10 protein-coding genes are annotated in these 15,234 nt (G+C 58.9%); 7 read left to right on the top strand and 3 right to left on the bottom strand.

What is annotated here, in order from left to right; translation table 11 throughout:
* From LVE68_RS17860 to ppnN, 3 genes are all read left to right on the top strand, one after another.
* Nucleotides 1-1,611, top strand: a complete 1,611-nt coding sequence (locus LVE68_RS17860; protein WP_232941833.1) for a PASTA domain-containing protein — start codon at nt 1-3, stop codon at nt 1,609-1,611.
* A 1-nt stretch (nt 1,612) separates the two neighbouring features.
* Nucleotides 1,613-5,113: an eCIS core domain-containing protein gene (locus LVE68_RS17855; RefSeq protein ID WP_232941831.1), complete on the top strand. Its 3,501-nt coding sequence runs from the start codon at nt 1,613-1,615 to the stop codon at nt 5,111-5,113.
* Nucleotides 5,114-5,426: 313 nt separating this feature from the next.
* Entirely contained in the window at nt 5,427-6,800 is a 1,374-nt protein-coding gene (gene ppnN / locus LVE68_RS17850) for a nucleotide 5'-monophosphate nucleosidase PpnN (RefSeq protein WP_232941829.1), read from the top strand.
* A gap of 145 nt (nt 6,801-6,945) precedes the next feature.
* On the opposite strand, the gene LVE68_RS17845 is transcribed toward ppnN, so the two are convergent.
* The gene (locus tag LVE68_RS17845) at nt 6,946-9,492 is read right to left on the bottom strand and encodes a lipase-like domain-containing protein (RefSeq protein ID WP_232941827.1); all 2,547 of its coding nucleotides are present in this window, start codon (nt 9,490-9,492) and stop codon (nt 6,946-6,948) included.
* Between the two features lie 688 nt (nt 9,493-10,180).
* Complete coding sequence (gene sugE, locus LVE68_RS17840) at nt 10,181-10,501, bottom strand: quaternary ammonium compound efflux SMR transporter SugE (RefSeq protein WP_232941825.1); 321 nt, start codon at nt 10,499-10,501, stop codon at nt 10,181-10,183.
* A 346-nt stretch (nt 10,502-10,847) separates the two neighbouring features.
* Between sugE and LVE68_RS17835 the strand changes: the two genes are divergently transcribed.
* The 4 genes from LVE68_RS17835 (at nt 10,848) to LVE68_RS17820 (ending at nt 14,403) form a co-directional block, all read left to right on the top strand.
* The gene (locus LVE68_RS17835; RefSeq protein ID WP_232941823.1) at nt 10,848-12,389 is read left to right on the top strand and encodes an adenylate/guanylate cyclase domain-containing protein; all 1,542 of its coding nucleotides are present in this window, start codon (nt 10,848-10,850) and stop codon (nt 12,387-12,389) included.
* A gap of 31 nt (nt 12,390-12,420) precedes the next feature.
* The gene (locus LVE68_RS17830) at nt 12,421-13,464 is read left to right on the top strand and encodes a tetratricopeptide repeat protein (RefSeq protein WP_232941821.1); all 1,044 of its coding nucleotides are present in this window, start codon (nt 12,421-12,423) and stop codon (nt 13,462-13,464) included.
* A gap of 236 nt (nt 13,465-13,700) precedes the next feature.
* On the top strand, nt 13,701-13,901 hold the full coding sequence (locus LVE68_RS17825; RefSeq protein WP_232941819.1) for a hypothetical protein: 201 nt from the start codon (nt 13,701-13,703) through the stop codon (nt 13,899-13,901).
* A 127-nt stretch (nt 13,902-14,028) separates the two neighbouring features.
* Nucleotides 14,029-14,403, top strand: coding sequence for a VOC family protein (locus LVE68_RS17820; protein ID WP_232941817.1), 375 nt, complete (start codon nt 14,029-14,031; stop codon nt 14,401-14,403).
* 419 nt (nt 14,404-14,822) lie between these two features.
* Here the strand turns inward: LVE68_RS17820 and LVE68_RS17815 are convergent, their stop codons facing one another.
* Nucleotides 14,823-15,233, bottom strand: a complete 411-nt coding sequence (locus LVE68_RS17815; RefSeq protein ID WP_232941815.1) for a hypothetical protein — start codon at nt 15,231-15,233, stop codon at nt 14,823-14,825.
* Between the last annotated feature and the right edge of the window lies 1 nt (nt 15,234).

Below are 15,234 nucleotides of genomic sequence, written 5' to 3'. Positions count from 1 at the left end.
ATGGCGAAAGCGTTCAGCGACAACATTCTGGACCGAACAGGGGCCGACCTGGAAGAAGCCTTCGAACGGGCGCGTATCCGGCACAAGGCACGCAGAGAGGCCGCGCAGGAGGCGACGGCCCGGGCTGCCCGCTGGGGCGGATTCGCGAGAGACCCGGGATACACCGACACACTGGTCTGGCGATCAATTTCACTGGCGCAGGCCCAGGGCACTGCAGAAAGCGCAACAGAGGAATTGGATGATGCCCACGCGACCATGAAGCGGCTCTCCACCCGATCCGACACTGAGGAAGCGCGTGTCTTCGGCCATGTCGAGTCACCGACCGGCGGCGGCGAGGCAGACCTGATCGATTCCAGCGGCTGCATCATCGCTACCTCGCCGATCGACAGGCTCGGCTACTTTGCCATCGTGGCCGAAGCGACGGGGGAGTCGGCGCGGATCGAGATCCGGGACGCCCAGGGGCAGCTCGCCGTACTCGACGGTCGCCCACTGGAACTGACCCCGGGGCTGATGGTAAAGCGCGATTTCACCACCGGTCGCTGCGGCAAAGTGGAACCCAGGCCGGACCAGCCGTCTGAGGACGTGGTAATGCCCGACCTTATCGGCAAGACCACCAAAGATGCAAAGGCGATGCTGGGCGAGCTTGGCGACTTCCGCATCAGCTACGACGAGAGCCGCTCGGACAATGCGCCTGCGGAGACGGTCATCACCCAGGCGCCCGATCCCGGTCGTACCCTGGCACCGGGCGGCCTTGTGCTTCTCGGCATCTCCCTGGGTCCCGAACCGGAACAGGCCATGCCCGACCTGATCGGGCGGACCGAAGAGGAAGCCCGCAAAGCTCTCACCGACCTGCAATATTCCGCAGTGCAGTTCGACCAGGTAGTGGACCGTAAAAATGCGGGCCGCGTGGTCGAGCAGAGCCCGGAAGCGGGTGCCGCCGTCGGCGAGAACACTGAAATCAAGCTTTGCATGGGCATTGCCGCCCGGCTGATGCCCGACCTCGTGGGCCGGACCCGCAAGGAAGCCCTCGAAATTCTCGTGCCGGACTACATCGATGCCCCGACAATCCATGAGAAACCCAGTGACGGGCCCACCGCGGTCGTCCTCGAACATGCCCCCAAAGCGGGCGAAGCCGTCGGCGATGCGGGGGTAACACTGGTCATCTCGGTCAAGCAGGCGGAAGAAGGTAACGGCCTCTCGATGCCGGACGTGATCGGCAAGAGGCACAAGGATGCCCATACTATCCTGCGCCGCGCCGGGATCGAAAAAATCGAAACCGTTACCAGGCCCCACGACGGGCCTGAGAAGGTGGTTATTGACCAGAGCCCCGCGGCTGGCGAGAAAACCGGGAACAGCGCGACCATCGTAGTCTCTGCAGCACCCGAACCACCGAAAGAGGATGCGGAGAAACCTCCCATCATGCCCGACATCACCGGGAAAACCCGGGCACAGGCGCTCAAGCTGCTCAAGGCAGAGGGTATCGGGGAACCTGAATTTGATGAGGACGCAGCCAGGCGCAGGGGGGCACGGGTGCGCAAGCAGACCCCGGCCGCCGGCAAGCCCCTGAAAAAGGGTCAGCGCGTCAAGCTCATGTTCGCGAAGCCCAGGTGAGATGGAACAGACGCAGGCAAAGAAGCAGACAGCCGATGCTCCCGAGGCCACCCGGTCCCGGCGCACCGAGGTGCCTGCCGACGCCGCCGCGACGGCCCAACGGCAATCCCATCAGCCGGTGTATATCGAGCCCCGGAACACCAGCTTCGAATCCGAGGCGCGCCATGCGGCGAAGCGCTTCGGGAGCCAACCGGTAGACCTTGCCCCCAGCCCCTTCTCGGCATCGGGCCGCCGGGCGGAACTGGGACCCGACCTTTCCCGCAAACTGGTAGACCGGGTGGACCAGGGCGGCCGCCCGCTCCCCAGTGGAACCCGCGACCAGATGGAGCGTCACTTCCACAGGAAGCTCGACAGTGTCCGCATTCACGACGATCCGGTAGCGGCCGAAGTCGGTAACGCCATCGATGCCCGGGCCTTCGCGCTGCGCCGTCATATTTTCTTTCGCGACGGCTTCGCAGCGAGCGACCCCCGGGACCTGCGTGTACTCGCCCACGAACTAATGCACGTCCTGCAGCAGTCCCAGGCCGCGAGCGAGGGTTATGTTATCCAGCGCGACGATCCCGGTGATGTCGAGGTCAGTGAAACCTGGGAGGGTGAAGGCAGCGATCGCGGTTTTATCCTCGACTTTGCCCAAAGTCCAAGCCTTTTCACCATGCCGAGGCTGGAGTTGCCGAAGATCAACGGCAAGATCAAGGGCAAATCCCCACTGCGGGGTATTACGACGGACAAGTTAATTTCGGGCCGTGACTTTGAATACGTAACCCACTCTGAAGAACGCGATACCGCGCAACGCCGGCTGTGGACGCAACATGTCAGCGAAAACAAGGATGAAATCGAAGCGGCCATCGAGTCCTTTATCCCCAACCCTGCTTCAGAGAGCGACCGTGATCCGGTCTACTACCTGAAAGTCCGCGCAACGAACCAGATACTGTCCGGAACCAAGGCCCAGCTTCTGGCCCGGGACGAATTGCTGATCCCAAACTGGAATAAAAAGGGCAAGGCAACCTTCTATCACGTCGACCACTACCGCGAGCACCAGCTGGACGGCCCCGATTCGATCGAGAACGTCTGGCTCCTGGAAGGGTCCGCAAATACATCCTCCGGGTCCCAGATCAGGAATACGGTCCTGGCAGAGATCAATGACCTGTTCCGCCGTGCGCGAGAGGACAATTTCTTCCAGGGCCGTAACGAAAACCGCGACGTGCTGCGCTTCTCCCGCACACCGCGGGGACAGGCCCTGCATTTCAACCGCGTCGCGGGTGGTGACGAGGTGGCCGCTGATGTTGACACCTGGACGGTGGCCGAAATCATCGCCGCCAAGCACATCAAGTTCGGACAGCGGCGGCTGCTTCAGGCGGTGCCCCTCGACGAGTTGCAAGAACTGGGACTCGCCGCAAAGGGCGATGGAAGCGCACCGAGTACGGTGCTCTGGTTTCTCGGCAAGGAGAGCGGGTTCTACCGGCGGGTCGATGTCTCGGATCTCGCGAACCCAACCTATCGCGGCCAGCCCCTGGGCGCCAAGGATGACGATTTCTTCAAGAATTTCCGCATAGAATCGGCAACGATCCAACAGGGGCTTGATCCTGAGACCCTCGAGCCGGATCAGGAGGTCGGCGCAATCACGGGCCGGGTCCGGGGCGGCGTCGGTACCTATTACGACCGCGATACCAAACAGAAAGTTAAAGGCGACAGGATTGTCGTAGGCGCCGATATCAGGCTCCCGCTGCGTTTCGATCGCCGCTACGGCTATGGAGCCTACATCGACCGCAGCGAGGTTCGCGAGGCATTGATGGGCGCACGGGCGAGGCATGCGGAACTTAAAGGTGCAAGCCCCCTCGAGCTGAGCGAAGCCGGGTTGAGCGACGCCTGGGCGATGGAGCTGTCGGCGACGCTGACCTCGACCCACCCCATGTTCGATGGCTTCCAGGCTACCGTCGGACTCACGGAATATGGGATCGGCCTGGATGTCGACATCCCCACTGACCAGCTGGACTTTGGCTTCTTCCAGGTCACCGAGGCGAATATAGCGGTCGCCATGGGCGACGAGGGATTACTCTTCCGCGGCGCCGCCGCCTTCGAACTGGACCAGATCGGCAGTGGCACCGTGATTGCCACAGGCACCGCGATCGAGGGCAACTTCGATTTCGACTTTGATTTCGTCGACCCGGCCTTCATCACCGTCCGCTACGAGGACGAGGCATGGAGCTTCGATGGCGAGCTGGGTATCACCGAAGGCGTTGTCCCCGGCCTGCAGTCCGGCACGATCCACGTGGGCATCGACGAGGAACAGAACTTCCTCTTCGACGGTGAGGCAACCGTGCAGCTGCCCGGCCAGTCCGAGCCTGCCACCATCGAGATCGGCTACAGCGAAGAGGAAGGCATCTCGATCGGTGGCACGGTCACACTGGACACCTCAGCCTGGCCAGCGGTCGAGAACGCAACGGTGACGGTGAACGTGACCTACGACCCCGAAACCAGCGCCTGGGCGCTGGGCGGCACCGGCTCGGCCGATTTCGCCATCCCGGGGGTGACCGGCACACTGGACGCGACCTTCGATAACGGCGGTTTGATCCTGCGCGGCGAGGGCGACCTGGCGATCGGCAATGCGACCGGCACCTTCGACTTCGCCATCGGCAACTATCCCGTCACCGAGGAGGGCGAGTTCGACCAGTCAGGTGACCCGATCGATACCTTCGAAGCCTGGGGTGGTGGTTCTATCTCGATCGAGTTCGGCCCCTACCTCACCGGCACCGTCGGCGTCCGCTACACCCCCGACGACGAGATTGTCCTGTCCGGCGGCATCGCCCTGCCCCCCTCGATCACCCTGTTTGAGGCCATCGAGCGCGACCGGGACCTGGTGACTTTCCCCAGGGTCGAGTTCCCGATCTTCGGGGTAACCATTCCCGTCGTTGGTTCGATCGGTGTTTTCGGCTTTATCGGTGGTGGCCTGCGCGGATATGCGACGATCGGGCCCGCCACCCTGGACGACAGCCACGCTGACATCGAATACACGCTCGGCGATCCGGATTCGGCCGTGATTCACGGTGAGAGCCACCTGAACTTCGGCATGGATGCTGGTATCGAACTGGATATTGGCGGCGGTCTGGGGGTTGGGGCCGCGGTTGCCGACCTGACTGGCGAAGTAGGCATCACTGCTGCGCTGGATTTCGAGGTGGATGCCGGTGCCGACCTGGCTCTGGACTGGACACCACTGGCAGGACTGTCACTGGAACTCGACCTGGAAGGATCCTTCACGCCGTCTTTCCGGGTCGGCGTCTACGGCCAGGTCGCCGCCAGTGTGGCACTCTACGGCGAAGTGTGGAGCGAGCGCTGGGATGAAACGCTGGCCTCGTTCGGCTCGGGCCTCGAAGTCTCCATCTTCCAGCCCGCCAGCTGGGACGAGGAAAACGGCCTGCAGCTCGACTTCTCTGACGCCGAATTCACCTACCCCGACATTGACGTCCGCGAACTCGCCGGGGATATCATGGAACGGATTGTCTAGCGTCGGTCGCTGTATGCCCCTGGGTGCCAAAGCTGTAATCAAGCCAGGACTGGTGGAAAGCCAATTCTGGGGCAGAGTGGCCATGCCCTTTAAGGCGAAAAGGGCCGTCAGTGAATATACTCAATGGCAGTCAGGGAAATCCGCTCCAAGGAGAATAAATTCAACGCCAGAACCTGATTACACCTGGAAGCATTCCTGATCAGGGCATTCGAGGTTGTTGAACGGGGCAGGAGCAAAACCCTGTCTTACAATGCTATATCCCACGTACAGCAATTCCTGTACTCTGAAGTTTTCCGCGCCACTTGAGGGATGCATGACCAGCGATCTCGTCGATGCACAGGTATCACCCGTAGGACAGTTCGACATTCTGTCCAAGTATGAAATCAACAAGCTTACGGACGACAGCCGCGGCCCCCAGTACCAGATTTTCCGCAACTGCTCCCTGGCCGTTCTCAATAGCGGCGGCTTTATGGACGACGGCAAGGAACTGCTCGAGAGGTACTCCGATTTCGACATCTCGGTTATCCCGACCGAGCGCAGTGTCAAGCTCAATGTCCGCAACGCCCCGGGGATCGCCTTTGTCGATGGCAAGATGATTCGCGGGATCAGCGAACACCTGTTTTCCGTGCTCCGCGACATTATCTATGTCAACAGTGAAATTACCGGCGATCCCCGCTATGACCTGGTTTCTGCCCAGGGTATCACCGACGCGGTGTTTCATATCCTGCGCAATGCCGGCACCTTTGACCGGTCTCGCTCCCCGAGGCTGGTGGTCTGCTGGGGTGGGCACTCCATTTCATCGGAGGAATACGACTACACCAAGCAGGTGGGTTACGAGATGGCCCTGCGCTACCTCGATATCTGCACTGGCTGCGGACCCGGCGCAATGAAGGGCCCGATGAAAGGGGCCACCATCGGGCATGCCAAGCAGCGCGACCGGCACGGACAGTACCTCGGCATTACCGAGCCGGGGATTATTGCGGCAGAGGCACCCAACCCGATCGTCAACCAGCTGGTGATAATGCCGGATATCGAGAAGCGGCTGGAGGCTTTCGTACGCACCGGCCATGGCATTGTCGTTTTCCCCGGTGGGGCCGGTACCGCGGAGGAAATCCTCTACCTGATGGGGATCCTCCTGCACGAGGAGAACCGGGAGCAACCCTTCCCGGTCATTTTCACCGGCCCGGCCAGTGCCGCGGACTACTTTATCCGCATCGACCAGTTTATTGCCTCTACCCTGGGCGAGGAAGCCAGGTCACGCTACCAGATCATCATCGACGACCCGGCGGAAGTTGCACGGCAAATGGCGGCCGGTATCCAGCAGGTCAAGGAGTACCGCAAGGCATCCGGGGATGCCTACTACTTCAACTGGCAACTGAAGGTATCCACCGAGTTCCAACGGCCATTTATCCCCACGCACGAGAACATGCATAACCTGGAACTGCATTCCAACCAGGCCCCCTACCTGCTGGCCGCCAACCTGCGCCGGGCCTTCTCCGGCATCGTCTCCGGCAATGTCAAAAACGAGGGTATCTGCAATGTGCAGGAAAATGGGCCCTTCCAGTTACGCGGCGACCCCGAGCTTATGCGCAGTATGGATACCTTGCTGGCATCCTTCGCGAAGCAGCAACGGATGAAGCTGCCCGGCAAGGAATATATTCCCTGCTACGAAATCAGTACCGGGTAAGCCAGGCTGGCCGACGGCCATTCCGGGGCCTCTACTGCACAAACCGGCAATAAAAAGCCAGCCCGCTATCCGGGCTGGCCCTGACTCGGGACCCGCAGCTACCGGGGTCCCCTTCTCTCTCACTTCCTTACGAAAAGTTTACGCCTCAATCCAGGGACTTCAGGATCTCCACATGGTCCAGGTACATCGGATTGATATCCTTCAGGGTGAACATCCCGGTTACATCCAGGTGGTCCCAGCCGGACTTTTTGCCCATATGCTGCCATACGCCGGGTACGGGCAAGCCGTTGTAGTCCTGGTAAGGGGCACCCATCGGCGCCACCATGCTGTTGGTGTTCACCACGCTGTCATTGGCGAACCAGCTGGCATCCACGCCCAGGTTGCTGTTCTTGTACTGCCCCATAAACAGGGACTGCGGCATAAACGGCAGGAAGGTGGAAGCAACAGGGTACTGCTTTTTCGTGAACAGTCCCTTGAAGGTGGACTGGTTCGAGAAAGAGAAGTAGTACACATCCGGGTAAGTGATGGCGCCACCATAGATATAGGGCGCACCCTCCGCACTCAGGTCATAGAGGGACGTATCCAGCGAGTCCTCCCACAGGCGGTGGTCCTTCACGCGCAGGAAGTAGTCATCCCAGCTCTCCCCGGACTGCCGTGTCAGCGCCCACTGGTCCAGCTTCAGGTCGTAGATCACGTTCTCGCCACTGACCAGCCCCGCCGCGCGGTAAATGGAGGTCACCAGCTGCTCGGTAATATCCAGCGGGTTGAAGAACTCGGTGAGTGTGGTGCCGTTGTGGGGCGTGGAAACCGTGGTGATGCTGTGCACCCAGTTCCTGCCGCCCTCGAACACACTGCCGGATTCGTAGTTCTCCTCCGGCGAGCCGTCCCGCAGCAGCTTGAGCAGTACACGGGCCGTCTGGCCGCCCTGGCTGTGGGCAATGATGTGGATCTTGCTGGAGGCATCCCAGTCCGGCAGCAGCCCGCTGAAACAGCGGCCAAACTGGCTGTGCCCGTGGGTCGCGGCATGGGTTGCCCCATAGTTCACACAGCCGCCCTTCAGCTGGTAGTAGGCCTCTACCGCCCGGTCCCAGTTGGAACTGAGCGGCCCCACTGCCAGGGTCACGGTGTCGTGCCCCTGGGACTTCAGGACTTCCTGCAGGTCCCGCTTGCCCTTCCAGCCACCGCCCCAGTACTTGAAACCGAACAATTCATTGCGGCCCCAGCCGGCAAAGCCGTGCAAAAGGACAACGGTTTCATTGTTGGCAACCTGCGCTGCCGCATAACTGGCTGGGGTTGATAGAGGCTGTAGCTCAAAGACCTGGTTGTTGTCGTAGTTGCAGGTGTATTGCTCCAGTTCCTGGTAACCGGAACTGAACGGGCTGTTGTTCACATCCAGGCACTGGTAGCTGGACTTGGGCCGTATTACGTAGCCGGAATCGTAGGGCACAAAGCGGAAAAGCTGGTTGTCACTGCCAAAGCCCTCGCCCTGCTCGATGGCCGCGCCGGCGGCGCCGGCAAAATCCCGCACCGACAGTGAAAGGCCACTGTTGGTGTTCTGGATCTTGTAGTAGCCGTCGGCCTGGTGAACCAACTCGAAGGTCTGCGCACTGGTACCGTTACAGGAGTACTGCTGCAACTGGGTGCCCGTGGATGTGCTGGACCCGGGTACATCCAGGCATTTGCCACTGTGACGGGCGACAATATTGTAGATGCCGTCCTGCACCGCGGCCGCGTAGACCACTGGCTCCAGCGTCCACTTCTGGTTATCACCACCATGCTCGTCCCAGAGATGGATGTCGGCGCCAGCATTCATTGAGACATCGGAGACATCGATCGGCTTGTTGCCCGACAGAATGCTTTTGATAAAAAACTCGCCGTCACCGGTGCCCTCGACCAGGAAGCGCTGGTTATTGCCCTGGTTGCAGCTGTATTGCTGCACTGGAGTGCCATTGCCGCTCTGGCCCCAGTAGATGTCGACACACTTGCCGCTGTTGACGTTGATGATCTCGTACTGCCCGCCACCGGCGTAAACAAAGTCGAACTGCTGTGCGGCGGTGCCATTGCAGCTCCACTGCTGAAGCTGCCTGCCATTGGCGGTACTGGACGAGGGAACATCCAGGCACAGGCCCGAGTGCACTGCCCTGGCCGTATACCTGCCGGGTGCCAGGGTGCGCTCGCCGTCGATGGTGGGGTCGATGGCAAAGGTCTGCTGCGGTGAGCCGGTACAGGACATCTGCACCAGCCGCGCCCCGTCACCCTGCGATGCACCCGAGAGCTCGACGCACTTGCCCGAGTTGCGGTTGCGCAGGATATAGCCGCTGCCGTTTCTTTGCGGCAGGAAGTGCTGGGAGCCATAGTCGTACCAGCTATACTGCACCACAGCCGCGCCGTCCGATTTCGAGCCGGACTGCACCCGCATGGCCTTACCGCTGTTTACGTTGACGAGCCGGTAATAACCGTCGCCCACCGAACTGATATCGAAATTCTGCACCGCCGAGCCCGAGCAGCCGGCCTGCTCCAGCTGGATGTTACTGGAAGTGCTGCCGCCGGGCACATTGACACATTTGCCACTATGGGAAAGCGTCAGCGTGTACCTGTCCGCGGGTAAATTGGATGCGTTGGCAACCAGGGGCAGCTGGAGGAAAAACAGGGAAATGATCCCGAGGTAAACGGGGGTAAGTCTCTTTATCATGCGCCGAACCTCATTCTCTCTGTGAACTTGATTTGGCAACACGTCAACGATCAATTGAAAGGAGAACTACATACCTTTGAGGCTGGCCGGCGAATCGAGAAATTGACTAAGGCAATACGATACCCTGGACATACAGCGGTATGCCGGCGTTTGATGATGATTTGGCGTGTTGTCGCTGATTTTTATTGGGATAAATTTATTATTTTTAAAACTTATTATTTTTGACATCACAGCCATGGAGGATCACCCAAATGGCTGAGTGAAAGATTCTAGTCACGAAAGTGAAACAGAGTAAACAGCAAAAAAGTGACCGTACGTCCCCTGAGAAGCAGCGCACAAAAGAGGCGCATACTGGCGTACCAGTCCTGTATCCAGCGCATGCCACTTTCATACCTGGACCAACAATTCAGGGGACGTTAACGGCAAAGCAGCACGGGAAAGCGGGTGGAAATAAAAATTCGGGCCAGCCCGTAAGCATTGAGAACGGTAACCCGAGGCAAACCTTACCCCGAAGACGTCTCATTATGCCGACGTCACGGGTTGGAAAAAGCGCATTTCTTCTTCCTTCTGGTGGAAGCTAATACGACGGGAAAAGCATTATCTCCCGTCGATTTGCCAACCTTCGCATCTATCCTCGATACCAGCTATCAAGTCGGGGCGAGCTGGGAGCGCCCCGAACCCTGGGTGACTAAGCTCCGCTTGACCACTTAAGGCCGATAACACCAGCGACGAGAAAGCACAGGCTGACTACCTTGATCACCGATAGTGACTCATGAAATACCACAACACCCACGACAACCGCCCCCACCATGCCGATTCCAACCCAGACTGCATAGGCGGATCCCAGGGGTAGCGAGCGCATCGCGATACTGAGGAGGCAGATGCTGGCAGCCATGGCGGCCACCGTTGGCAGGGAAGATATTGGCCTGGTGAAGCCCTCGGTGTATTTGAGCCCTGTTGCCCAGGCCACTTCCAGTAAACCAGCGAGGATAAGGATCAACCAGTTCATACGGCACCATTTGATTACGGGGCCGTCCCCACTGATTAACGATCATCCCAGGGTCGTCCCTGGGACTGCATCGGACACTAGCACAGCAAAGTCATGTTAGACAGGTTAAAAACCGTTAATAGCCTCTGCAAAAGAGCCCCATCTCCCCCACAACCATTTTTCCCCCTGTTATTGCCTGTATTCTGTACCCCATTACCCGCATATGTTTCTGTCGCTCCGCCGATGTGACCGATCGGTCAATTTGCTGAGTGAGACATACTGCCGTCCAAGAACTGGTATAGTTCACATATTCTCACCACCCGGGTGCAGGTGACGGCTAACTATAAATAGAAGGAGAGCCCTCCCGTTGATTACCAAGGCCAAAGGCATATTGCGGCACACCGCCAACGGTCTACAGGCACATTTTGCCCGGTTGTTACCCCGCCGTATCCCGATTGCGCTCAAACTGGCACTGGTCATGACCCTGCTGCTGGTACTGGGGATGACTGGCCTGGGCCTGTTTATCAGCGATAACCAGAACCGCCTGATCCGCACACAACTGCATGAGTTCGGCAACACCATGGCGCTGCAGCTGGCCAAACTGGCCGGAGAACCGATTCTGTCGGAGAACGACCTGAACCTGCGCATGCTGACCGCCAATCTTGGCCTGGACGAGAAGATCCTGGGGGCGGGTATTTACGCACGCGACGGCGAGCTGCTGTCGGCCAGCGGCATCCAGCCGGACCTGACCGGCTCCCCTCTCGAGGCCGCCGGGCCTTTCGCAGCCGCCGGGGTCATAGCCCGGCCCTGGTTCCGGGACACGGCCGACGGCTCCCCGGAGCGGTTGATCAGCTTTATCGCCCCGGCCAACTACCTGGACGTCCGGGTCGGCTCGGTGGTGGTGACCCTGTCGGCATCGCAGATGGACCAGGCCGCAGCCCGGGCCCGCGATGCCATCATCTATGCCACCCTGGCCATGACCCTGCTGGCGTCCCTGCTGGCCTACTGGCTGAGCCGGCGCCTGTCGCTGCCGATCCACCACCTGATGGAGGCCACCCGGGCCATCGACCGCGGCGACTTTGGAACCCGGATCGAGCAGCAGCGCAATGACGAAATCGGCTACCTGTTCGAGGGCTTCAACAATATGGCGGCCGGACTGCTGAGAAAATCGCAGGTCGAGCAGGTCTTCTCCCGCTATGTGTCGAAGAACGTTGCCGACAAGGTACTGGCCAACCTGGACGAAATCCGGCTGGTGGACCGGCCGATCGAGGCAACGGTGCTGTTTGCCGATATTACCGGCTTTACCGCCATGTCCGAAAAGCTGGAGCCTTGCCAGGTTTCCGAGCTGCTGAACGAATACTTCTCGTATATCTCCCGGGCCTGCTCGATGTATGGTGGCGTGGTCGACAAGTTTATTGGCGACTGTGCGATGCTGGCGTTCGGGGTGCTGGAGGAAGATACCGACCACACCTTCAACGCCATCAGCTGTGCGGTGTTGATCCAGCAACTGGCGGTACAATTAAACGAGCAGCGCCGCGCCGATGGCCGGCCCGAAGTGCATTTCCGCATCGGCATCAACTCCGGTGCCATGCTGGCCGGCAACCTGGGCTCCGACGAGCGGATGGAATACACCGTGGTCGGCGACGCCGTCAACCTGGCCTCCCGCCTGTGCAGCGAGGCCCGGGCGGACCAAATCATTATCCGGGAACAACTGTTCACCATGCTTGAGCCACGCATTATCGCCCGGTCCGAGCGGACAATCCCGATCCGCGGCAAGTCGGCCCCGGTGGGAATCTATTCCGTGCAGGATATCCATCACAACGACCAGCATCTTCTGCAGGCTAACCTGCAGAAAATACTGAAGAGCCGGCCCCGTAAACAGGACCGGAAGGCAGCCAGCCATGCTTGATCGCCGCCTAGCGCTTGTTTGGTTCTTGCTAATGCCGCTGCTGCCGGCCTGTAGCCTGCTGCCGCCACAGCAGCAGGCGCAGGAAGGTTTGCCAACCGACACACTGCAGCAGGCCCAACAGCAGTCCGCCGAACTCGGCCAACTGCAGGAGCTGGTTACGGCGACGCCAGCCCAGCAGCAAAAAATCAGGCGTTTGCAAAGCAGCCTGCAGCAGTTCGAGCGCAACGCAATCCGCGCCGCGAGCCACCTGGAGAAACAGGACAACTGGCATGGCGCCGGGAAGGTATTGCAGGCAGCTACAGAGGTACTGCCAGGCAGCCAGGCACTGGTCAGCGCACGGCAAGAATTTGCAGAGCGACGCCAGCTGCACGAGCAACGCCTGCGGATGGAGCTGGCCATCCACCGTGGCGAACAGTTGCTGAAAGACGCCGAGGCCTATGAGCGCCTGCGGCAGCTCAATGGCCCCGGTGTGATGACCTGGCTGGAACAGAAGAACTTTCTCCGCCAGTGCCGCGGGTCGGCCCAGGCTCTACAGGAGCATGCGCAACTGGCCCTGCAGCGAGAGGACTATACCCAGGCCCAGCGTGGCTTGAAGGTGGCACGGCGCCTGTACGGCCATGACCTCCTGCAGGATAAGGCGCAGCGGGAAAACATCGACCAGGACCTGGCCCGGGCCAACCGCCAGCTGCGCCAGGCGAGACGCCAACCGACCAGGCGCCCCCCGGAAAGGGACAACAAAGCCCTGGTCGCGGAATTACAGCAGGCCCTGGAAGCCGGTGACCTGCCGGGTGCACAGCAGCGCCTTAACAAACTGCAGCAACAGTCGCCGCAGGAACCGCAACTGCCGTCCCTGCAATCACAACTCCAGGCGCAGCTGAACGCCCGGGTCAAAACCGCGATCAAACGGGGCAATGACCTGTACAGTGAGGGCAAGATCGAGCGTGCCGTGGAAACCTGGCGCGAAGCCAGGGCCCTGGACCCGGACAATGCGGAATTGCTGACCAATATCGCCAGGGCCGAAAAAGTACTGGAAAACCTGAAAGCCCTGTCGTCACCGCCCCGGGCCAAGCCTTAGGAGCGGTGTTCCGGATTCCGGGTTATTGGTTTACCATTAAGAAAAAATGACCCATTGATTGTTTCCAGGTGAACCGATTGGTTACCGGGAAACTATTGAGCAAACCGGGTTTCGTGTCATAACGTCCCTGTGACCCGGGTTACTCTTGCGATGCCTGTAACCTTTGGGTGTCCTGTTTTTTCCAAAATTCAGAACAGCCGATTTTGCTGCATCAATGCGGCCGCCAAGGACGAACAATGCTTAATTTCCTGCTCTGGCTCTTACTTCTTATTCTCTGCTGGCCACTGGCGCTGCTTGCACTCGTCGCATGGCCATTCATCTGGCTACTGTCATTGCCGTTCCGCCTCGTCGGCATCACCTTCGAGGCAATATTTGCCTTCCTGCGAGCAGTACTGATGCTGCCGGCGCGAATCCTGGGGCAAAAGCCGGCAGCTTGAGTTGCCCACTTGGGCCAAGCCCCTTTCGCGATCCGGGCATTAACGCTGTTTTGACTCGCTTCTTCCAGGGCCGTTATGCACTTGCCCCTCCCTGTCAATGTGACATCAAAACTACCGGAGCAGATCCATGATCTCCCATACCACCCTCGGGACAAACAACCTCGAAAAAGCAGAAGCGTTTTACGATCAGTTGCTTCCCCTGCTGGGCGGCGCGAAAGTAATGAAAACTGACAGGGTGATTTTTTTCTCTTTCAAAAATCACGAAGCCAAGCTAGCAATATCAAAGCCTTTTGACGGCGAACCCGCAACAAACGGGAATGGCACAATGGTTGCCTTTTCAGCGGAAAGTGATGAAACGGTCAGCGCGGTCTACGCAAAAGCGATATCGTTGGGCGCCACTGATGAGGGCGCACCAGGACCAAGACTTGACGGCCTTTATTTCGGTGCGTACTTCAGGGACCTGGACGGCAACAAGCTTGCAGTGTTTCACCGCCCAGCATAAAAGTACTGCAATAATCACAACCCCCACTTCGGAGGAGTTCGGGAAACCATGGTAATCTACAGCCGGCACTTCGAGAGCTGTTTTAAAAGCCTGTTGAGCTAAGCAGACGCTGTTCGCAGCGCCTGTAATCGACTCGGAAAGCGCTGGGTTCATGGCATTCGAGAATGCGATCGTTTCCTTTCACTGCCCGCGACATAGGCCCTTCCCACCTGAGACAGCGCTACCCGTAATGCCTATGCAGCCTTCCTGCACCAGAAGAGGCCGCTTTGGTGCGTAAAGCCATAATTCGAGCCTCCCTCCCCAGTTAGCGCTCTAACCGGCGTCACTCTCGCCTTGAGGAAAGCTCGTGAACTCGACATCCCTAGTCTGTGGGCGTCCGTTTTTATTTATGCTCTATTTTTTGTCATTTCATTTTACTCTTACCACGTCCCCTTCATTCTCCCTACTTGCCATAAAACAAAAATGAATGCGGCCGGAAAAGAGATAGTTGCCAAAATAGCCAGAGCTCTACCTCTTTCCTGGAACTTTCTTGTCGCCATATTTAACGCTTCATCGTAGCGCTTCCATCGATTACCACTGAGCAATATCCAATGGTTAATACCATAGAGAGCAAAAGATGAAGGAACAATCACTAAAGCCGGATGAAATGAAAAGTTAACGCCAATATCAAGGGATGCAAAAAGATAAGCTGTCAACCCGATAAGAATAATCGCCTCCAAAAAACATAGCGTAATTATAGCTTTGCTTTCATAAAGCCAGCCTGAGGGACCATTCTTAAAAAAACGTCTGAGATAACAATAGTAATAAAAATATATTGAAGTAATCTTCATG

It is taken from the genome of Microbulbifer sp. YPW16 (assembly GCF_021290385.1).
Lineage (GTDB): Bacteria > Pseudomonadota > Gammaproteobacteria > Pseudomonadales > Cellvibrionaceae > Microbulbifer > Microbulbifer zhoushanensis.
The sequence above is the reverse complement of the archived record's forward strand: the minus strand, read 5'-3'. Positions and strand labels throughout refer to the sequence as shown.